Genomic DNA, 19,971 nt, shown 5'->3' on the forward strand with positions numbered 1-19,971 from the left:
ACAACGAACGCTGCCAGCCGTTCGTCTGGACCAAGACCGCCGACCAGATCCTCACCAAAGCCAACCGTCAAAAGAACTCAGACACGCGACACTAGTTCCGGCGGAAAGGCAGAAGGGTCAGCGGGCAAAGATCAGCAACAGCCCGGCAGTAATCCAATACTGCATGGTCATCCTTAGCGCAATCTTCACGACGGCACTTACCGATCAGGTCATCACGATCCACCCTTGCAAGGGAGTGAAGACGCCCGCCGTACCGAAGCGAGTTCGCCGAATCATCACCCCCGAGCAGTTCGACGACCTATACGCAGCGCTCCCCAACAACGACATGCGCCTACTAGTCGAGACCGACATCGAAAGTGGCCTGCGATACGGAGAGCTGACTGAGCTTCGCGTCAAAGACCTGAATCGGTCAACCAGGAAGCTTATGGTCAGCCGCGTGGTTGTCGAACTAACAAAGCGGTTCCAGACGGACGGTAATCGATTCGTCGTCAAGGAGTACCCGAAAGATGAGGAGGAGAGGGAACTCGGACTCAGCGCTCAGATCACCAGAAAGATTGACGCGCACATCAGAGAGAACAATCTCCAGCCAGATGACCTGCTCTTTGCAATCCGCGAGCCAGAAAACCTTCAGGCACCCCGTCTTCGAGTGGTTCCAAATCCAGATGAGCTGGGACTGACCGAGCCGAACGCGCAGGGACGCCAGTACCGGCATGGGACCACGACTGCCTATGCATCCGCCAGATGCCGTTGTGTGCATTGCAGGGCGGCCGTCGCGATTTACCGCGCCGAGCGGCGGGCTGCTGGCAAGGACAAACCACGACAGAGGCGGACAGTGACCACCGATGGGCACATTCCCCGGTCTTGGTTCCGTCAGAATGTCTGGCTGCCCGCCCGGGCGGCTGCCGGTCTCGACTCGACCGTGCAAGTCAAGGGGCTTCGCAGCGCCCACGCCTCGTGGCTGCTCGCAGGCGGGGCCGACATCCAGATCGTGAAGGAACGCCTCGGGCACGGCAGCATTCTCACGACTCAAAAGTACCTCGGCAGCTTGCCGGAGGCGGACGACGAGGCCGTGGACGCCTTTAGCAAGATCCGACGCCGAAGCAGTTGACGAGCCTGTCCTGTCGATCGCGCGAATTCACGATCGACAGGACACCCCGACCCCGCGCTACGACCGTGATCAGCGCTCGAACGCCTTCGATAGCGTTTTCTTCCAGGCGCGAAAGTCCGAGCGCACGAGACTCCCTGAACCGCACCAGCGTTGAAGTTCTGCTTCCGCTTCCAACTAGCCCACACGGTGCCAGCACAGCCGGAAGCGGAAGCAGACGCAACAGACCGCAGCGACGGAGCCAGCGGAAGCGGTCACAGCGCTAGCGCAACCACCGAGACAGTCCGGCCATAGCTGTGACGATGACAGACCAGTCCTTTGAAGCAGTCCCACGCAGGGCTATTCGGATGGTCCCGGTGGGGGGCGTACCTGCCAGTTATCAGCTCTGGGGTAGCGCCGAATAGAACAGCTTGTGCGGGGTCGTTAGCTTCGCCACGTCTTCGAACACGGTTAGGTATCCCGCGACTAGATCCTGCTTGTCGATGATGTGCATCCGGATCTCGGTGGCGTTGTCGTCGTACTCGATAGCGGCGGCAATCTTGCGGTCGAGCACCCAGAAGTCGAAGGGGGCAGGAAGAGGGCGGTCAGGTGCTTCCGCCATACGTATGACACCTGCTCGCCGGCGTCGATGTTTGGCTGAATGGTTGCGACTTGCCACGCCTTGAAGTCGGACAGGGGCGGGCCGCCCAGGACGCACACGCGGTGCACCTCGACGCGGCGCGCGCGGGCGGCCCGGAGGTCGTTCAGCCACGATTCACGCCTGGCGTGATCCTCTGCGGTCGGTGGTTCACCGTTGCGCCATCGGTCGATCGCCGGTAGCGCCTGCGTGTACTGGCGCTGACTGCCGAGGTGCAGGGCCTCGAACTCCGTCTCGTTGAACAGCGCACGGAACCGGGAGTTCGGGCCGATCAGGGGTTGCTCTGTGATGGTCTCCACGTGGATCCATCCTTCCTATTTGGTCGATAGGTGTTGTGCGAAGTTCGCGTTCGGGTCTGTTCGCGTAGCCGGCGGCCTGCATCGCGAACAGTTCGGCGTACCGGCCAGCGGCGGAGACGAGTTCTTCGTGGTTGCCGGATTCGATGAGGGAGCCGTTGTCCATGACGAAGATCCGGTCGGCGTGGCGGACGTTGGCGAGCCTGTGGGTGATCAGGATTGTGGTCGCCTTGCCCTGGCGGTCCCGTATCGTTTGAAAGAGCGCGTCTTCGGCGCGTGGGTCCAGCGCCGAGGATGGTTCGTCCATGATCAGCAGTTCGGCGTCGCGCAGGAATCCACGGGCTGCGGTGATTCGTTGCCACTGGCCGCCTGAGAGGTCTTGGCCGTTGGCGAAGGTGCGGTCCAGGAGGGTTTCGTAGCCGTGTGGCAGGTCCCGGATCATTTCGTGGGCGACGGCGCGCTCGGCTGCGAGTTCGATGCGGTCCTGCCGTGGCTCGGTGTCGGTGTCGCCGATGGCGATGTTGGTCGCCGCTGTGAACGGCCATTTGTGGTATTCCTGGGTCACTACGGCGATGCGCGCTCGTAACTCGTCGGGGTCCCACTGGTCGAGCGCCCGCCCGTTCCACTCGATTCGGCCCTGGCTCGGTGTCCGTAGGGAGGCGATCATGGCGGCGAGGGTGGTCTTGCCCGATCCGTTCTCTCCGACGAACGCGACTGTCTCCCCGGCGCGGATGGTGAGCGTGACGTTGTCGACCGCTGGGGTGTCGCGCTCGGGGTAGCGCAGGCTCACTGCGCGCACGACGAGTTCTTCCAGTGGTGTGACGGCGGCGGTGCCTCCGCCAGCCGGGAGGTAGGCGGCAGCCCGCTTCATGAACCCGGTGTAGTCGCCGAAGTGCTGGCCATCGGTGTAGATCCTGTCGATCTGGAAGGTGACCGTGGTCAGCGAGCGCTGTGCCGCCTGCACCGCGAGCACGCATGTCGCCGCTGCGGCCAGCGGAATCTGGTCGTCGAGGAGCAGCACACCGAGCAGGACATACACCATGCCGGTCGCGACTCCGCCGATTGCTGATCCGATGCTGGTGGTGGTGGTTACCTTCCGGGCCAGGGCGATCTGGATGTCGGTTTCGACGGCCATGATGCGGTCGTATTGGTCGAGCAGGAAGCGGCGCAGCCCGTACGAGCGGAGTTCCGGGGCGGAGGCGCGTTCGGCCATCAGCCGGTGCAGGATCCACAGCCGGCGTCGGCGTACCGAGCCGGCGATGTAGGTCTGGTAGCGCTGGTGGCCGGCGTGCAGGGAACCCCAGCCGGTGGGCAGGGTCGCGACTAGCAGCGCGATCAGCAAAAGGGGGTGGATCACGATGACCGCGACGGTCACGGCGAGCAGGCTGACCAGTCCGGCCACCAGGTTCATTGCCCCCTGCACGAGTTCGATCGCCGAGTCGGTGCCTCGCGAGGCTCGTTCCATATCGTCGGCGAACGCGTCCTGGTCGAAGGCGTCCAGCCTGACGACTGTGGTCACCTCGAACAGGCTGCGCTCGACCTCCCGGCTTACACGAGGGGTAAGGCCGTTTTGGGCGTATCCGGTGGCGATGCCCAGGCCAGCGCGCACGGCGGTGGCCGCCGCGAGGACCGCGAGCGCGGGCAGGGCGGCGGTCACCCGGTCGGGCGTTGGGCCCCCGGCAAACAGTTCCACCAGGGCGCGCTGGGTAGCCAGCAGTCCGAAGGCTGCCATCACCCCGGCGCCGACCGTCGCGGCGGCGACGACGGAGGTACGGATCCGGTCCGCGCGCCAGCTAATCCTGAGTGCCCTGCCGACCAGGCGGGGCAGTTCGGCGAACACGGCCAACAGACCAGCGTCGGCACGTGCCCGGATGCCGGTCTCCCACCAAGTAGTCCGAAGTTCCGGCAGCACAGACTCAGTCGAAGGCACACCCACGACCCGATCGAAAGTGTCCGTTTTCCTGGAGGTTGTGCCATCAGCAGACGTGGTTGTCGTCACGAAAGTGCCCCTTGTGCGAAAGTGTTTGCTGCTCGCCGAATGAAAGGGTTCTTCCTGCTACCAGAGATCGATTTGATCCAGGATCTTCGAAGCGAGCGGCAGGGGCGGAGTCATCCGTTCGGTGAGGAGATCCGGGGGCAGGGCGACGTTGCGTTGCAGGCGGATGAGGTCGCGCCAGACGAGGAGGCGTTCCCAGTTTTCGGTGACCGCCGCGGCGCGGGTGTTGCGCAGGCGTGGCGAGCCTTTGAGGTCGTCGAGGTGCCAGCCGTCGGCGAGTAGTCCCGCGGCGGTTTTGGGGCCGACTCCGCGGATACCTGGGATGTTGTCGGCGGGATCACCGGTCAAGGCCCGGTAGTCGGGCCACTGACGAGGCAGGACACCGAATCGGCGGTGTACGTCGGCTCCGGCCACTTCGGCGCGGTTCGGCGTGAGGATGCTGACGGTGGGATGGTCGAGCATCTGGTAGAAGTCGCGGTCACCGGAGCAGCAGACGACTGCCCGGCCCCGTCCCACCGCGTGAGTGGTCGCGGAGGCGATGACGTCGTCGGCTTCGTGGTCTTCAAGTTCGATCCAGCGAATGTCAACGGCATCCAGCGCCTGCTTGATCCACGGCAGCGACTTGATCGGGCTGTGGTCGGCGTCGGCCCGGTTGGCTTTGTAGTCGGGGTCGGCGTTGGTGCGGGTTGCGGTGGCGTTCTCGCCGTCGAAGACGACGAGCATCTCGCTGTCTGGAGCGCGGAGCAGATGCGCCTTGCGGACAAGCGCCAGGAAGCCGAATACGCCGGTGAGGTCGCGGATCTTGTCCCGGCTGGTGATCCGGGCCGGGAAGCCAAACCATGCCCGGTACATCACGTTGTGTCCGTCGACCACGAACAGAGGTGGGGCCACCCGTTGACCTCCCCTTGGGGATGATCGCCAGTGACCGCGGCGGCCGGGTGCTCGTTTCACGAACGGGAGCAGGTTACCCGTCGGCAGGCCAGGAGTGGTAGCACCGGCGCAGGGTGTCGGCGAGATTGGGCACAACGTCGCGGTGCTTGATGACCCGCTGGTAGGCGGCTGCGCGCAACGCAGCGGCGGCGTCCGTGGTCAGGGTCATCGCACGCCGGATGCCGTCGGTCAGACCAGTCATCTGATCGGCGTGGTAGACCAGCCCGTTCACGCCGTCGTCTACCTGCTCGGGAAATCCGTCGTGGTTGGGCACGAGCAGGACCGGGCCGGCGTGACGTGCCCAGAGGCTGATCTCGAAGGGGAGGTTGGCCAGAGTCTCGCCTCGGGAGGGGCAGACAGCGACCCGGGTGGCGGGGTGACCGGCCAGCGCGCGGGGTAGGTCGCGCTCGAATCGGGCGATGAGGGTTGCGCGGAGTCCGGCGGACGTTATGCCGTCACGGTAGGTCTGCAACAGCGGGTCGTATCCATCGTTGGGCACGATGATGGCTACCAGATGCACGTCGTCAGCGATGGGGCGTAGGGCATCGATGAGCAGGTCGAATCCCTTCGTGGGGTCCGTTCGGCCCACGAACAGCACGATCGGCCGGTCGACCGGGATGCCGAAGCGGGCGATCGTGGCGATGGCCTGGTCGACGTGCATCGGGGCGAGGTCGGGCGCGGTCAGGTCGAGGCTGGACCGCCAGGGGATGAAGCGGGTCGGGTCGACGGCGAAGCGTTCAATGAGGTGGCGGGTGAGGTAGTGGCCGATGTCGGCGACGTGGACGCGGCCGTGAGCGGCGGCGAGGCCGGCGCGTTCCCAAGCGAGCCGCTGGTCGTCGGGGGGCCGGTTGTGGATGTAGCTGGTGCCGTACGGGGTGAGCAGTGTCTGGATCTTCCCGGCAGGGTCTGCGTCAAGGGCGTGGTAGACCCGGCCCGTGCCGAGGAACGGGGTGTCGACGGCGATCACCAGGACTTGGTCATGGTCGTCTGCGATGGTGACGGCAGCTTGAGCTGCTGCCGTAGACAGTTGGTCCCAGACCGGCGGGGACCAGAACGGGCTGTTTGTGTCGTGGGGTAGGTGCAGGACCCGGCCTTCCCTTTCCTCCACGATGCGGGTGGTGGTGCGGAGCCGGTCTGGTTCGTAGGCCCAGGTGTGGAAACCGGGGGTGGGGGTGGCGATGTATGGGGTGATCGGACCTGTCTCGGTGGTGAGTTCGTCCCAGCGGTGGGCGATGGTCGACAGCAGTGTCTGGGTCTGCCGGCCGATGCCGTTGGTGCAGTTCGCTACGCCGTTGAAGGTGGCGTAGAGCAGGGCGCGGCGCATCTTCGGCTCTCCTTTGCTACCCGGCTAGGTAGAGGTCTTCGGGGTTGGGGTGCCACACCTTCGACTTGGTCGGGTTGGCGCGCATCCCGTACATGGCAAGGGCGGTGCTGATGCGACAGGCAGCTTCCTCGGCGGCTTCCGGGTTGTGGCAGAAGGCGGTGTAGTTGTCGGTGACGCGGATCAGCGTCAGCTCGGCGAGCTGTTCGTCGACCGGGACCAGCCTCAGGTTGGTGAGCATCGGGGTAAGTCCGCTGCCGGGGGCAAGGGGCATGGGTAGGGCGTCCAGGATGCGCTGAGTAAGTGCGAGCAGGGTGCCGTCGTGAACCCAGCGGGCGAGCTGGTCAATAAGGCCGCGGGTGGTGGCGCCGTTGGTGGCTGCGGCGACGTCGAGATCGGCCACGGCGGTGCGGCCGGCGTCGAGGTGCCGAGTCGCAGCGGTGATCGCTTCCACGCGGCCGGCGCGGGGCCGCCAGCCGTAGAGCCAGGGTGGGTAGGCGTCGTGATCGAGCACAGGTTCGATCGCCGCACGGATGGCCCGGTGGACGATGCGGTCTTCGACCGTGGACACGTAGACGGTCATGACCTTGCCCCAGGACGGCCAGCTTCTGGCCTGTGTCGGTCCTGGTTGCCAGACGCCGGTGCACAGCCGCTCGGCCAGGCTGTTGAGGCGTTCATCGAGATCGCGCCGGTACTCCCCCCAGGTGATCTTGTCGGCGCCTGGCGCCCCGGGACGTCGCATGAGTGCGCGGGCGGCGTGTTTGAGCCGGTGGGGGTCTGCGATCAGCGGCATAAGGGTGTGACTGGCCGGGTGTCTCATCAGCGCACTTCCGCCAGCCCTGGCCGCAGATGGGTACCGCGGTGGAGGACTTGGAGGGCGTGGTGTGGACCGCACCAGAGAAGCAGGTCGAGCGCGGCGAGGTTCGGTGTGAACGGGCCGCGTCTCTGCCGGTAGACCGGTTGTGTGTAGGCCGCAGACTCGACGGTGACGCCGGCGGAGTGGAGGAGTTCGATGTCGAGGTAGCGCTGGGAGCCGCCCATGCCGATACGGAGCGTGGTGGCCCCCAGCCGTTGGCAGAGGTCGACCAGCATGGCGGTCTTCGCGCCGTCCGGCTGAATCGTCGAGGACCGGAGCAGCGTGGCGGGCAGCCCGAGCGCGCTGAGAACGAGCTGGATGAGCGCGATGTTCAGGTCGACCAGGAGCGTCCAGGGGTGGTCGTAGATCACCCGGAGCAGCGGTTCGTAGTGCTGCCAGTAGGGTGCGCGGCGGTAGGAATGCTCGATTGCGCGCCAGTGCCTATCGGCCCACCCGTCGTTCTCGGCGATCTGGACCGCGTTGATGGGCTGGCCGAAGCGGTGACGAACCGGCACCGTGAGCCGCAGTTCCCCGCCGGTGGGGGCGAGGATGACGTTACGGTGCTGACGGCCACGCTCGGCGAGCTGCACATGGTCGAGCAGCACCAGGCGGTCGACGTCGAGCAGGCGGGCGAAGTAGCCCGGCCAGGGTAGGTAGGCCGGCTGGTGCGCGACGAGAACGTCCGAGCGCATCAGCACACCATCCGGTAGGGGACGAATGCTTCGGCCCTGGTGACCCCGACCTTGTGCCCGGTGGCGGTGTCGAAGGTGTCGATGACCGCGATGCTGCGGGGATGCGGGGCCTCTCGTAGCTGGGACCGGTAGGCCGAAAGGGCTTCCCGTTTGGCGTTCCACCGGTCGCTGGTGTCGACGTAGACCAACCGGTCGGTGCCGGTTGTCCATTGCTCCTCCGGCCCGCTGTAGCCGAGGACGATGTGCGGTGCGGGGTAGGGAGTCCCGCCGAGCCGGGCGGCGGCGATCCCGGCGTGATACGCGGCACGGTGATCCTGGTGAAACCCCTGCTCGGCGGGAATGAACAGTAGATCGGGACGAGTGCGTGCCAGGGAGATCTTCGCTCCCGATTCGATGAGTTCGACCAGCTCCCGAGGGTGCCGACCGGGGTTCAGTGCCCGGTCGTCGTCAATCCAGGCGACCTGGCGCCCGGTCACGCCCAACGCGTCGCAGGCGGCTTCGAACTCCTTCACGCGTAGCTGCGGATCGCTGTGCCCCTGCCGCATCTGCGCGGTTCGACAGGTGACGGCCAGGACGTGCACCGTAGTGCCGCTGGCCGCGAGTTTCGCGATGGTGCCGCCGGCACCGAGGGTCTCGTCGTCGGGATGGGGCGCGATGACAAGGGCCACTCGCACCCGGTGCTGATCAAGCATCGCCACTCCCCGGCGTGACGGCGGCCAGGAATGCCCTCGCCGCGGCCTGCGGGGTGTGGCCGGCGATCCGGGCCGGGGCACTGGCAGCGGCACGGTGGTAGGCACGCGGATCCGCGAGCAGCTCCTGAGCTGCCTCCCACAGCTGGCCGGGGCCACTCTCAAGGGGGACCATGACACCCGCTGGCCCGGCCAACTCGGGCACATGCCCGATGCCGTACGCGACGACCGGCGTACCAACCGCCAACGCCTCCGCTGCCGCGTTGCCGAATGTTTCCGGGCTGGTGCTGCCGACGAGGGTCAGCGCCGCGCCACCGAGGAACGGGGAGACCTCGCGCCACGGCAGCGGCGGCAGGATCCGCACCTCGCCCGCCGACAGCGTGGCAGCGTGCCGGCACTCATCGAGAACCTGGGCCTGCATGCCCGGCCAATACTCGAAGCTCGCCGCCGCGAGCACCACTTCCAACGGCCTGCCCAGCGATGCGGGCATGGCGTCGACCAGCTCGCGGACTCCCTTGTGCGGTTCCGCCCTGGCCACCACCCGCACCGGTCCCGCACGTCGCAGGGCCTCCCGAACCTCGGACGGGGCGGGAGTGCCGAGCGCGAGCAGACCATTTGGTATGACCTCCCAGCCACCGATGTCGTACCCCAGACGAGCACACTCATCGACCATGAACCGGCTGTTGGTGAGCACCACATCGGGGCTGCGTAGGGCCTGATCAAACAGCTCGTCCGATCGCGGCACCCGCACCATCAGCGCGGTCCGAACCCTTGGCGGGGCGGATGCGAGGTAGCCCAGGCCCCACGAGGCGTCCGCCCAGCAGACCAGGTCGACCTGGTGGTGGCCCAGTAGGTCGGTGACCTCGGCCTGGACCGAGGCAGGATCGGCAAGGGCAGCGAGGAGATCAGCCTCGGTCGCCGGGTCCGGCAGCCGGACGCCGCGCAGTCGGATCATGTCCGGTTCGATTCGGGCGGCGTCCACGTCGGGAGGAAGGGTGGCGGTCAGGATGAGCGCGCGGTGACCGAGGAGGCGCAGCCCGGTCGCGAGCGCGGCGATGCTGCGTTCGATACCGGCCGGGGCGTCGGGCCGATAGGTCAATAGCACGAAGGCGATGTTCATGGGTGGTGCACCAACCTCGGGGCCGGTAGCGGCTCGGTCCGATGCGTGGGCTGGTCCTCCCACGGGAAACAGACCCAGTCCGAGACGTCCCACACCCAGGAGTCGGGGGTGAACCCGGCGCCGACGTTGCGGCACAGGACTGCGGTACGTATCGACGTCGGGGCACGCAACCCGGTGATCACGGCGATGAGCGTGCGGAGGGTGGCACCGCTGCCGCAGATATCGTCGAGCAGCAGGAGCCGACCGGCGGTGGGCAGTTGCTCGATAGCCCTCGCCTCGACGCGGACCCGGCCGCTGGCCTGGATGCCGACCTGGTCACTGTCGTTGTGCCGCGCGGGCACGAACGCCGCCGGTATGTTCAGCAGGCCGGCGACCCGGGAGGCCAGTTCCCGGCCGCCGCGCTCGATTCCCACCGCAACCTCGGGCGCGTGAGGTGCCTCCGCCTGCGCGATCAGAGCTGCCGCCGACGCGAACGCACCTCGGGGCATCGCCCAGGTCTGCGCGCCGAGGAAGGTCCTGGACGTCACCATTTCCACTCCTTCAAGATGTTCTCGGCTTCCGGCCAACCAGCCACCGGGTCTGGGACCCACCGGACCCGGATCCCGGGAACGGCGAGCAGGTCCGCGACCAGCACCAGGTACAGCGGTTCGACGACAACGAGCACCTCGCTCGGCACGCCGTTGGCGTCCATCTCCTGTCGCATGGCGTGGGCCACCACAGGTCGCAGTGCGGCAGCCCGATCGGGGTCGAGGGGTCGGTCGTAGGGCAGCAGTGGGGTGTCGGCGGTGACGATGCCGTGCTCGGCGGACAGGATCCGAATCCGCGACCGCCGGTCGGGCTGATGCCCGAGGTGTGCCCGCAACGTCGGCACCGGGCCACTCAAGTACAGGTCCAGCGCCGGCACCGGGACAGCCGTGATCGTCTTGCTCTTGCAGCAACCGACGATCACCAACCGGCCTCGGTCCACCTCGCCGGAGTTAGGCCCGTGCACGATGTGCCCGATCATGGCGACCTCACCACCCGGAGTCCGATTCCCGGCGACGCGAGTGCTTGAGGTACCTCGTTGTCGAAGATGCAGCGGGCGTAGAGGCTGATGGACTGGTACGAGCCGCCGCGGACGACCGCGCCGCTGCCCGGGACCGTCGTGGCCGTCCACTCCCAGACGTTGCCGGCCACGTCATGAAGACCCTCCGGGGTTGCGCCGGCGGGATGTTCGCCTACCGGGGTCGGTGCCCCAGGGCCGAGGTCCCGCAGGTTGGCGTGACCTGGTGCGGGGTCGCCGTCGCCCCAGGGGTAGCGCCGCACGCCCCGGCCAGCCATCCACTCCCACTCCGGTGCGGTCGGCAGCCGGCCGCCGAGGGCTCGCGCGAGGCTCGTGGCCTGTGTCCACGTCAGCCCCGTCACCGGGCACCTGTCGCCCTCGGGCGTTCGAGGAGTCGGTGATGGTGCCGCGGTTTTCCACCGGCCGCCTGCGGCCATCGCCGCCGTGACGGGCGTTGGCAACCACAACAGGTCGGCCACCTGTGTGTCCGGACGCCACCGAGTGCCGGGCAGCAGCCCTCCCTCGACCGGTATCCACAGGTGCGGATCCGCGAGTATGCTGGCGGTTGCCTGGGCAGCAGGAACGATTCCCGGCTTGTTACATGGCTCGCTATCCGACACGCGCGGGCTGAGCGGCGGGAAACGACGGCCCTGTCCAGGCCCCGTCCCATGAGCGTCAGCGGCCACGTTCGTCCTCCCACAGCAGGATGTGCAGCCGGGCGGACAGGTTCCAGCCTCGGGCGATCACCGGGTCGGCCAGCAGCCGAAGCCGCTCCAGGATGACCTCAGCGGTCGCGCCTTCCGGCATCACCCACACCGGCGCGAGCCCGAACCTCTCGACCAGAGCCGCGATTTCATCAAGGTCATCGACGGAGGTGGCCACGAACTTGAACGCCGCCTTGCCTGTCGCGTTCAGCGTGGTCAGCGCCGCCGGATTGATGCGCTGGGCAGCGTCGTTGGACGCCGCGAACGACATCAGTTTCGGTGACACGTTGAATGTCGCTACGGCGGCGGTGAGTTCGCTGGGTGGAGCGACGGTGCCGTTGGTCTCGACCTCGACCCGCCGGCCGGCGGCCGTCAGCGCCACCACGACCGGCGTCAGGGTCTCGTGCTGCAACAGCGGTTCGCCACCGGTGATCACGACGAGGTCGGCCGGCATCGACAGGACCCATTCGATGACCTCGACCGGCGTCAGGTGACGCGTCTCGGCCCGAAGATCGTATCGAGGGGTGTCCCATGTGAAGGGGGTGTCGCACGAAGGGCAGGCCAGGTTGCACCGCGACAGCCGCACAAAGGTCGCCTGCCTGCCCGTCGACGGCCCCTCGCCCTGAACCGTCGAGGTGAACATCTCCGCGACCAGCAGCGGCCGTACCACCGCAGCGCTCACGGGTTGGCCCTATCGCCAGGGGCGTACTCCGCCCAGGTCGACCCCGTCTCCCCTACCCGGACCGCCTCGACCCGCACACCCTCGCGAAGATGCAAGCCGCCTCCGCTGCACCAGTCGAAAAGGTGCCGAGCGATGTTCTCGCTCGACGGCACCGCCACAACCTCCCCGACGTCGCGGTGGTCGAACCGCTCCGCCAGATACGCCCTCACTGGACGTTTGTTTCGCGTTCGCGTTAGTAGCGACCGATTTACGCCTCGGCCTCGTCAGGGCAATATGTCGGACCTGACCCGGAAGGCGCATATCGTGGCCAGCTCCAGTTGACCAGAATCAGAGTATTTCAGCCTGCGATCGTGTCTTATTCACTTTCATCCGACATCGACGTACATGAGGTCCGTCGATCCGGCCTCCAGACGCCGTACCCCTGAATCATGACCGCGCGGCGAGCCTATCCATCCGACCTGTCCGACGCCCGATGGGCCCTGATTGCACCCCGCCTGACCGCGTGGCGGCAGGCCCGCACCGACGCCGGCGTCAGCGGCCGCACCCCCAGCCACGACCTACGCGAGATCTTCAACGCCATCCTCTACGTCAACCGCACCGGCATCGCCTGGCGCTACCTGCCCCACGACTTCCCACCCCACCCGACGGTCTACGGCTACTTCGCCGCCTGGAGCAAGGAAGGCATCTTCACCGAGCTGAACTACCAGCTCACCGGCCTCGTTCGTGATCACCACGGCCGTGCCATCGCACCGACCGCGTCCATCATGGACAGCCAGAGCGTGAAGACCTCCACCAACGTCCCACTGTCCACACAGGGCACCGATGCGGGGAAGAAGATCGTCGGCCGCAAACGCGGCATCATCACCGACACCCTGGGCCTGCTCCTCGCCGTCACCGTCTGCGCCGCAAGCGCCAGCGACAACACCATCGGCATGGACCTGCTCGACCAGGCCACCGCCACCTACCCCACCCTGGCCAAGACCTGGGTCGACGCCGGCTTCAAAAACCGCGTCGTCGAACACGGCGCACACCTCGGCGTCGACGTCGAGATCGTCACCAAAGACCCACAGATCAAGGGCTTCAGCGTCGTCAAACGCAGATGGGTCGTCGAACGCACCATCGGCTGGCTCATGCACCACCGCCGACTCGTCCGCGACTACGAAACCCGACCCGACAACTCCGCCAGCATGATCACCCTCGCCATGATCGACAACATCGCCAAACGCCTCACCACCGAAACCACCCCAACCTGGCGAGAACCCCTACAACCACAACACACACAAAATACGTGAATCAGACGTCCTCTCAGCGGGGCCAACTCGGCGAAGTCGACCACGAACCCCGGCTCGACCAGCGTCTGCGCGCTCAGCACCACCTCGACCTGGTACGAGTGCCCATGCAGACGAGAGCACTTGTGCGTACTCGGCAACGGCAACCGGTGCGCCGCCTCGAAGGCGAACGTCTTCCCAATCCGGTACATCAGCCCTCCTGCCCGGCGACGGCATACTCCGTCGGATCGACGACTCCGGCCAGCACGAACGCCTCGCGTCGCTCGACGCAGGTCCCGCAGACACCGCAGTGCAGCTTTCCGCCCCGGTAGCACGACCATGTGCGCTCAAGCGGCACACCCAGCTCGGCACCCAGGGAGACGATCTGCGTCTTGGTGGCGTGGAGGAACGGAGCCATGACCCGAAACCCGTCCGGCAGGAACCCCTCGTTCGCCACCAGCGCCATTGCCGAGTAGGCCCGCACGAAGTCCGGCCGGCAATCCGGGTAGACGGTGTGGTCACCGGCGTGGACGCCGAAGACCACAGCGTCGGCTTCCACCGATACGGCCACACCCACCGCCAGGTCGAGCAGCAGCGCGTTGCGGTTGGGGACAACTGTCGCCCTCATCGACTCGTCGGTGTAGTGCCCATCCGGAACTGCCACCTGCTCATCGGTCAGAGCGGACCCTGCCAGGAGCGCGCCGATCCCACGCAGGTCGATCCGGTGCTGGCGCGCACCCAGCGCCAGCGCGGTCGCGGTCGCCGACTCCAACTCACGTACGTGCCGCTGTCCGTAGTCGACCGACAAGATCACTAGTTCTGATCCCCGAGAGTGCAGGAGATAGGCCATCACCGTGCTGTCGAGGCCACCGCTGACTGAGAGGACGGCCCGGCGCGGAACCACCGCCAGGTCCAGCACGGATTCCTCAGACCTCGTCAGTTCGGGTGTCATGCCGGAGTACCCGTCTGGATGGCGGCCAGGAACTCGGCACGAGCTGCGGCATCATGACGAAACGCCCCGCGCCACGCCACTGTGGACGCCGAGGTGCCGGCTGCGCGAACCCCCCGCGCAGTCATGCACAGGTGTTCGGCAGTAATCACGACGGCCGCGCCTCGGGCTCCCAGCTCGGCGTCCACCCAGTCGGCGACCTGTCGCGTCAGTTCCTCCTGAACCTGCAACCCACGCGCGAACATGTCCACCACCCGGGCGAACTTCGACAGGCCGAGAATCCGGCTGCCCGGCAGGTACCCAACCTGAGCCATACCGACGAACGGCAGCAGGTGGTGGGCGCATACCGATCTGAAGGGCACGTTGCGCGCCAACACCAGGTCCTGCTGCACCTGATCGACCGCAAAGGTCGTCGGGTTGAACTTTGGTGCCGTCAGCATCTCCTCGAACGCCGCCGCTACTCTGCGCGGCGTGTTCAAAGCGACCTCGCTGCCCGGTTGAACGCCGAGTGCAGTGAGCAACGCGGCGACGGCCGTCTCTGCGGCCTGCCGATCTACCGGTCGACGTGACCGATCCTCGCTCTGATCATCATGGTCACCCACGATCGATCGGGCGATTACCTGTGTTCCAGCCTGCATCCTGACCTCCCCTGAGGGTGCCTCGCGTGCGGGGCGCAACCACGGCCCGCCCGTAACGAACCGCGAGGGGCGGTCGGCGAGCCGTCTTGACCCCAGGGTGGGCTCTTCTGCCGTTGGCATGAACGTGTGTGCCTGTCGCATCCCGGTGCCGCAAGTACCGGGGGTGCAACCCCCGTGTGCGCGCATCGACGGACCTACGTTGAGAGACCTGACCGGCATACTCTGATCCGAGGTTTCAACCGATCCGGAGGGCTGGAGCGAAGGTGGTCCGGCATACGAACCACGCGTTGACCGCGCTCATCGCCGAGTCGGGACGCTCCCACGCGGCCCTCGCCCGCCAAGTCGTGCACATCGGCTGGACTGAGCACGGCATGCGGTTCGCCTACGACTACCGATCAATCGGCCGCTGGGTCCGCGGATCAGTCCCCGAACCACCAGCTCCCGCCGTGCTCGCCACGGTCTTCTCCCGGATACTAAACAGGTCGGTCACCACACGCGATCTCGGCTTCGATCACGGCGACATGATCCGACGCACTCTCGCCATACCAACAAGCCCCGCCAACAGCGTCGAGACGGTCACCGAACTCTGGAGAGCCAGCGTGGAGCGCCGCACCTTCCTGCAAGACATCTTCGTCAGCGCGCTGGCCGTCGAGGCGGCGCTAGACTGGCGCGACGTTCCAGCCGAGGGATCGGTGCATCGTGAGACGGGGACGCGCACCGTTACCACTGCTGATGTCGAAAGGCTGTATGAGGTTCGGGAGGACTTCGGCCGGCTGGATCACCTCCATGGGGGCGGATACGCGCTGCCATGGCTGACGCAGTACCTCGACACGGAGGTCGCGCCGCTGCTCCGCGGCCGATACACCAATGCGGTCGGTGCGGACCTGTTCGTTGTGGCAGCCACCCTTACCGACATGGCCGGATGGATGGCAATGGACGCCGGCCACCAGGGACTCGCCCAGCGGTGCTACACGCAGGCAACAGCCTTAGCAAAACACGCGGGAGACTCGGCTTACGGGGCGTATGTGCTCGGCAACCTCGCCACCCAGGCCCTCTTCGTCGGCCAGGCTCGAACCTCTGTCCGTCTTGCCCGTGCTGCTCGAAACACCGGTGGCCGGGCGATCACGCCTACCCTTACCGCCCGAATTATCACCACCGAGGCCCGCGCTCATGCGTTGATCGGCGACGTGCACGAAACCCACCGCGCCCTCATCGCTGCGGATAGAGCCATGGACCGCTCCAACCCCGCCACCGACCCCGACTGGCTTGGCGTGTTCACGCCAGCCCATTTTCACGGAAGTGTCATGCACGCCCTACGCGACTTGGGCGACTTCAAGACTGCCGAAACCTATGCAACAGGCGCTCTGAACCTCCCTGTCACCAACATTCGCACCCGTGCCCTTCACTCCGTACTACACGCCTCTGTTCAAGCGGAGCGCGGCAACCTGGATGGGGCCGTCGAAACAGCGGGGCCGATCCAGCAGATCGCCCCCGGGATTAAATCGCAGCGACTCGATCAACGGCTTGACGAGCTTGCCGAACGACTCACACCGCACCAAGGCGTACCAGTCGTTGCCGCCTATCTTGAGGGTCACAAGCACACGCGACGGGGAACAAATTCTTAGGCATACGCCGCCACCTCGCGTTGGAATCCTCCGTCACCCCGTTCGAGCGGTCACGGGCACTGAACGTCGAGGAGATGGGTATAGACCAACTGGAGGGCAATCCCCCACGATCGGATCGGCGGGGGCATCCGTGTTGGCCGAAGAACGAAAGAAGAGGCACGAGGGGCCGCAGTCGATCAACCATGGCTCGGGAGTCCTGGCGCATCTCGGGGTCCGGGTGCACGCTGGCGAAGACAGCAATGCCGAGTGTGGGTGCAGGATCACGGGGGCTGCGGCGGTGATCCGGCCGATGGTCCATCGGCAGAGGCTGACGTTGCGTAGGGCCTTGGAGGTGGTCTTGAGTAGCGGGTTTCCGCGCTCGCCGATTGCCCGGACCACTTGTGGGCTCGGTTGAACTGCTGCTCGACGGGGGGGTGCAGGCCCGTCTTTTTCGGTTCCTTGAACGCGACGGTGATGATGCTCTGCTCGCCTTCGTAGCCCAGATCCCCGAGCACACGTAGATCAGCGTCGGTCCAGGCCGCCAGCAGAGGCAGGATGTTGTGGCGGCTCAGTGCGGTGGTGTCGTGCTCCCGGCCGGGACATACGGGTGAGGTCCACAGCGGCCAGCCGTCCGGTGCGGTGATGACCTGCACGTTCCCGCCGTGGTTGTCGTGCTTGCCGGACCACCAGAGGTCTACTCCGGGTGTCGGCACCCGGCGGCGACCAAGAGCCCGGCGAGCCGGGTAAGAGCCCAGAGCGTCATGCCCGCATCTCCGCTTCCATCGCCAGGGCCGCGACGGTCACGCCGCTGCCGGCCGACGGCGCGGCGGCCTTCCTCGACGGGCGGATAGCAACGCTAAACTCCACGATCGCGGACCCGTACGGGCGGTCTCGCTTCGTGTGGCCTGGTTTGCTCTACGTACACTCTGTCCTGCGAGGAGCCAGATCACCTAGCTCGCGCACTGTTGTTGAATCGGTGCTGTCTGTTAGATCGGGGAAGCTGCGTGGGCGAAGAGGACGAAGAGAGAGTCAAGGCGGCAGTCCCCGGTCCCGGAGCGAACCCGTACGAGGGCAACGAACTGCTGCACATTGCGTCCACGATGCAGGACGCGGACATCGACGTGGTACGCCGGCGCGTCGGGGGAATGGACAACTTCAGGGAACTTGCCACTGACGCGCTCGACGTTCTGGAACGGCATCACCACGCAACGCTCGGGGCCAACAGCCAAAGTCAGGAGCGGTTCCACCGCGCCTGCCAGGACACTCGGGACATCTTCCGAGTTGTGCTCATGCAAGATCTGGAATGGGCGCAGCAGCGGCATGTGCTCGACCTTCTGATGCAGCTTGTGCAGATGGAAGGCGCAAAGGACACCGAGAGCAGGAACCTGCTCAGCTCGCTCTCCGACAAGCTGTCCAACAAGATGGTGGTTATCGGCGGAGTCGCCATCACCGCAGCTGCTGTGGCCGTGACGGTCGTCGCTCCCAAGGCGGCGCGGCAGATCGCGCAAGCCCTACGCAGAGGCTGACCTCGAACACGATCGTGGTCAGCCAAGCGGGCCGCGAAGCTTGCCCCCCGTACATGCCGACGTCGGCTGATCCGCCAATGCGCGTGCCAGGCGGTGAGCTGATACGCCCCGCTACCCGCCGCTTCACAGCGGCAACGGCTGGGCAATTCCCTTCCGACCGACGCTCGCCGCGCGGACAACACGGAAGGGTCGACCCGCACCGCACGCCCGCATCACGGGCCCTCGACCGAACAGCCCGCCCGGTCCCGCCGCACACCAGCGGACCGCTGCCGACAACATTGGTGGCATAGAACGGAAAACACGCCCAACCGAAACAGAGGAGACGTGCGTGGGGAGGACCTGGCAGCATCCGACTCCGCCCGGTCCAGGTTCGGAACACCCCCACGTGCGTGGGAAGGACTCCTGCTCGGTGGCGTTCGGCTTGGTGGTGACCGGAACACCCCCACGTGCATGGGGAGGACGGGATGCGGACAGCGCCGTTACGCCCGGTGGCCGGAACACCCCCACGTGCGTGGGGAGGACGGTCACATCTCCCGGGCTTGGTCGATCCACCACGGAACACCCCCACGTGCGTGGGGAAGACATCGACCTGGGCCTGGTGCAGATCCCGATGGGCGGAACACCCCCACGTGCGTGGGGAGGACTGGTCCGGCCGCGACGACCTCGAAGAGCTGGGCGGAACACCCCCACGTGCGTGGGGAGGACTGCCCCGCCGCCCCTGCCCGACCCGCCCACGTCGGAACACCCCCACGTGCGTGGGGAGGACGGGACGCCAGTGGCGGCGAGATCGACATCGTGCGGAACACCCCCACGTGCGTGGGGAGGACTGCTGCTCCGCCGGGCTGCGGTTGTCGGCCGCCGGAACACCCCCACGTGCGTGGGGAGGACGTCACGCGCGACACCCTGAACCACCCGACAGGCGGAACACCCCCACGTGCGTGGGGAGGACATTCCCGGCAGTTGTCGAAACAATTCACGGACCGGAACACCCCCACGTGCGTGGGGAGGACTAGCTCACCGACCCCGTCAGGGGGATGCCGGTCGGAACACCCCCACGTGCGTGGGGAGGACGCGCCCCTGATCGGCGTCCGCGCTGGTCAGGGGGGAACACCCCCACGTGCGTGGGGAGGACACCTGGTCGCCGGGCACTGGCACGTCGGGCACCGGAACACCCCCACGTGCGTGGGGAGGACACCGCCATCGCACGGCTGTCAGGGTCGGGCAACGGAACACCCCCACGTGCGTGGGGAGGACCGGCGCAGCGTCTGGTGGACCGACACCAGCATCGGAACACCCCCACGTGCGTGGGGAGGACGCTCCCCAGGGGAGCATCTGGGTGCCCGCAGTCGGAACACCCCCACGTGCGTGGGGAGGACGCCGCCCAGGGCGACGAGGGTGGCCCGTGGAGCGGAACACCCCCACGTGCGTGGGGAGGACCCCATCATGACCGCCGCCGCGTTCGCCGCCATCGGAACACCCCCACGTGCGTGGGGAGGACAAGGGATTCAGGGTTAGAGCGGAGCGGAAACCCGGAACACCCCCACGTGCGTGGGGAGGACACTTCGCGACCTGCGGGTTTACCAGCCGTCTGGCCAGATTCTCTCGGGGGTTGTGGTGTCGGGCTCTTGGGGTTCGAGGGGGCTCATGGCTACGAGGGTGAGTCCGTCGAAGTCGATGGGGCGTCGTCGGCGTTGGCCTGCGGTGCGCAGGGTGAAGCCTTGTTCGGTGTTGTCGGGGTGGATGAGGACGGCGGCGCCGTCGCCGACGACGGCGCTCGCGGCGTTCCAGAGTTCGTCGCGGACTTTCGCTGAGAGGGTGCCGACGAACGTGCCGGGCGTGACTTCGATCATCCAGCGGCTGAGTGCGCCTCGTAGGTGGTCGGGTACGGCGGTGGTGGTGAGGACGACCATTGAGGC

General features: G+C 66.7%; 19 protein-coding genes, 3 pseudogenes and 1 CRISPR repeat array. Of the genes and pseudogenes, 4 read left to right on the top strand and 18 right to left on the bottom strand.

Features of this window, described 5'->3' with window-relative positions:
* Positions 1-163 precede the first annotated feature (163 nt).
* Positions 164-1,108, top strand: coding sequence for a tyrosine-type recombinase/integrase (locus tag ACIG87_RS30670; RefSeq protein WP_396855110.1), 945 nt, complete (start codon positions 164-166; stop codon positions 1,106-1,108).
* A gap of 376 nt (positions 1,109-1,484) precedes the next feature.
* Here the strand turns inward: ACIG87_RS30670 and ACIG87_RS30675 are convergent.
* The 13 genes and pseudogenes from ACIG87_RS30675 to ACIG87_RS30735 form a co-directional block, all read right to left on the bottom strand.
* Positions 1,485-1,987: pseudogene (locus ACIG87_RS30675) on the bottom strand (DUF6879 family protein).
* Positions 1,893-3,974, bottom strand: coding sequence for an ABC transporter ATP-binding protein (locus ACIG87_RS30680; RefSeq protein ID WP_396855147.1), 2,082 nt, complete (start codon positions 3,972-3,974; stop codon positions 1,893-1,895). Before ACIG87_RS30680 ends, ACIG87_RS30675 begins: the two are co-directional and overlap by 95 nt.
* A gap of 120 nt (positions 3,975-4,094) precedes the next feature.
* Complete coding sequence (locus ACIG87_RS30685) at positions 4,095-4,925, bottom strand: 5'-3' exonuclease H3TH domain-containing protein (RefSeq protein ID WP_396855111.1); 831 nt, start codon at positions 4,923-4,925, stop codon at positions 4,095-4,097.
* 73 nt (positions 4,926-4,998) lie between these two features.
* Positions 4,999-6,288: a glycosyltransferase family 4 protein gene (locus ACIG87_RS30690; RefSeq protein ID WP_396855112.1), complete on the bottom strand. Its 1,290-nt coding sequence runs from the start codon at positions 6,286-6,288 to the stop codon at positions 4,999-5,001.
* A gap of 16 nt (positions 6,289-6,304) precedes the next feature.
* Complete coding sequence (locus ACIG87_RS30695) at positions 6,305-7,078, bottom strand: reverse transcriptase domain-containing protein (RefSeq protein ID WP_396855113.1); 774 nt, start codon at positions 7,076-7,078, stop codon at positions 6,305-6,307.
* Between the two features lie 26 nt (positions 7,079-7,104).
* The gene (locus tag ACIG87_RS30700; RefSeq protein ID WP_396855114.1) at positions 7,105-7,833 is read right to left on the bottom strand and encodes a WbqC family protein; all 729 of its coding nucleotides are present in this window, start codon (positions 7,831-7,833) and stop codon (positions 7,105-7,107) included.
* Complete coding sequence (locus ACIG87_RS30705) at positions 7,833-8,525, bottom strand: PIG-L deacetylase family protein (RefSeq protein ID WP_396855115.1); 693 nt, start codon at positions 8,523-8,525, stop codon at positions 7,833-7,835. The genes ACIG87_RS30700 and ACIG87_RS30705 overlap by 1 nt, the downstream gene beginning before the upstream one ends.
* Positions 8,518-9,642: a glycosyltransferase family 4 protein gene (locus tag ACIG87_RS30710; protein WP_396855116.1), complete on the bottom strand. Its 1,125-nt coding sequence runs from the start codon at positions 9,640-9,642 to the stop codon at positions 8,518-8,520. The genes ACIG87_RS30705 and ACIG87_RS30710 overlap by 8 nt, the downstream gene beginning before the upstream one ends.
* Positions 9,639-10,172 carry a phosphoribosyltransferase gene (locus ACIG87_RS30715; protein ID WP_396855117.1) on the bottom strand — a complete coding sequence of 178 codons (534 nt, stop codon included), beginning with the start codon at positions 10,170-10,172 and terminating at the stop codon, positions 9,639-9,641. The genes ACIG87_RS30710 and ACIG87_RS30715 overlap by 4 nt, the downstream gene beginning before the upstream one ends.
* Positions 10,166-10,648 carry a DUF6884 domain-containing protein gene (locus ACIG87_RS30720; protein WP_396855118.1) on the bottom strand — a complete coding sequence of 161 codons (483 nt, stop codon included), beginning with the start codon at positions 10,646-10,648 and terminating at the stop codon, positions 10,166-10,168. Before ACIG87_RS30720 ends, ACIG87_RS30715 begins: the two co-directional genes overlap by 7 nt.
* Positions 10,645-11,121 carry a formylglycine-generating enzyme family protein gene (locus ACIG87_RS30725; RefSeq protein ID WP_396855148.1) on the bottom strand — a complete coding sequence of 159 codons (477 nt, stop codon included), beginning with the start codon at positions 11,119-11,121 and terminating at the stop codon, positions 10,645-10,647. Before ACIG87_RS30725 ends, ACIG87_RS30720 begins: the two co-directional genes overlap by 4 nt.
* A gap of 238 nt (positions 11,122-11,359) precedes the next feature.
* A complete protein-coding gene (locus tag ACIG87_RS30730) occupies positions 11,360-12,070 on the bottom strand; it encodes a 7-carboxy-7-deazaguanine synthase QueE (protein WP_396855119.1) in 711 nt (236 codons plus the stop codon).
* Entirely contained in the window at positions 12,067-12,279 is a 213-nt protein-coding gene (locus ACIG87_RS30735; RefSeq protein WP_396855120.1) for a 6-pyruvoyl trahydropterin synthase family protein, read from the bottom strand. The genes ACIG87_RS30730 and ACIG87_RS30735 overlap by 4 nt, the downstream gene beginning before the upstream one ends.
* A 219-nt stretch (positions 12,280-12,498) precedes the next feature.
* Between ACIG87_RS30735 and ACIG87_RS30740 the strand changes: the two genes are divergently transcribed.
* Positions 12,499-13,362, top strand: a complete 864-nt coding sequence (locus ACIG87_RS30740; RefSeq protein WP_396855121.1) for an IS5 family transposase — start codon at positions 12,499-12,501, stop codon at positions 13,360-13,362.
* A 29-nt stretch (positions 13,363-13,391) separates the two neighbouring features.
* On the opposite strand, the pseudogene ACIG87_RS30745 reads toward ACIG87_RS30740, so the two are convergent.
* The 3 genes and pseudogenes from ACIG87_RS30745 to folE all read right to left on the bottom strand — a co-directional run.
* Positions 13,392-13,550 (bottom strand): annotated as a pseudogene (locus ACIG87_RS30745) (6-pyruvoyl trahydropterin synthase family protein); the annotation flags it as partial.
* A complete protein-coding gene (gene queC / locus ACIG87_RS30750) occupies positions 13,550-14,290 on the bottom strand; it encodes a 7-cyano-7-deazaguanine synthase QueC (RefSeq protein ID WP_396855122.1) in 741 nt (246 codons plus the stop codon). The gene queC and the pseudogene ACIG87_RS30745, both read right to left, overlap by 1 nt.
* Entirely contained in the window at positions 14,287-14,925 is a 639-nt protein-coding gene (folE, locus tag ACIG87_RS30755) for a GTP cyclohydrolase I (protein WP_396855123.1), read from the bottom strand. Before folE ends, queC begins: the two co-directional genes overlap by 4 nt.
* 287 nt (positions 14,926-15,212) lie before the next feature.
* Here folE and ACIG87_RS30760 point away from each other — a divergent pair, with 287 nt between their 5' ends.
* Positions 15,213-16,550 carry a hypothetical protein gene (locus tag ACIG87_RS30760; RefSeq protein ID WP_396855124.1) on the top strand — a complete coding sequence of 446 codons (1,338 nt, stop codon included), beginning with the start codon at positions 15,213-15,215 and terminating at the stop codon, positions 16,548-16,550.
* Between the two features lie 252 nt (positions 16,551-16,802).
* Here the strand turns inward: ACIG87_RS30760 and ACIG87_RS30765 are convergent.
* Positions 16,803-17,233: pseudogene (locus ACIG87_RS30765) on the bottom strand (transposase family protein); the annotation flags it as partial.
* 300 nt (positions 17,234-17,533) lie between these two features.
* Between ACIG87_RS30765 and ACIG87_RS30770 the strand changes: the two are divergent.
* Positions 17,534-18,055 carry a hypothetical protein gene (locus ACIG87_RS30770; protein WP_396855125.1) on the top strand — a complete coding sequence of 174 codons (522 nt, stop codon included), beginning with the start codon at positions 17,534-17,536 and terminating at the stop codon, positions 18,053-18,055.
* A 371-nt stretch (positions 18,056-18,426) separates the two neighbouring features.
* Positions 18,427-19,614: direct repeats of the CRISPR family, unit length 29 nt; unit sequence CGGAACACCCCCACGTGCGTGGGGAGGAC.
* Positions 19,615-19,632: 18 nt separating this feature from the next.
* Here the strand turns inward: ACIG87_RS30770 and cas2e are convergent.
* Complete coding sequence (gene cas2e / locus ACIG87_RS30775) at positions 19,633-19,965, bottom strand: type I-E CRISPR-associated endoribonuclease Cas2e (RefSeq protein ID WP_396855126.1); 333 nt, start codon at positions 19,963-19,965, stop codon at positions 19,633-19,635.
* Positions 19,966-19,971 lie beyond the last annotated feature (6 nt).

The sequence above is a fragment of the Micromonospora sp. NPDC051925 genome, assembly GCF_044548625.1.
In the GTDB taxonomy this organism is placed as follows: domain Bacteria; phylum Actinomycetota; class Actinomycetes; order Mycobacteriales; family Micromonosporaceae; genus Micromonospora.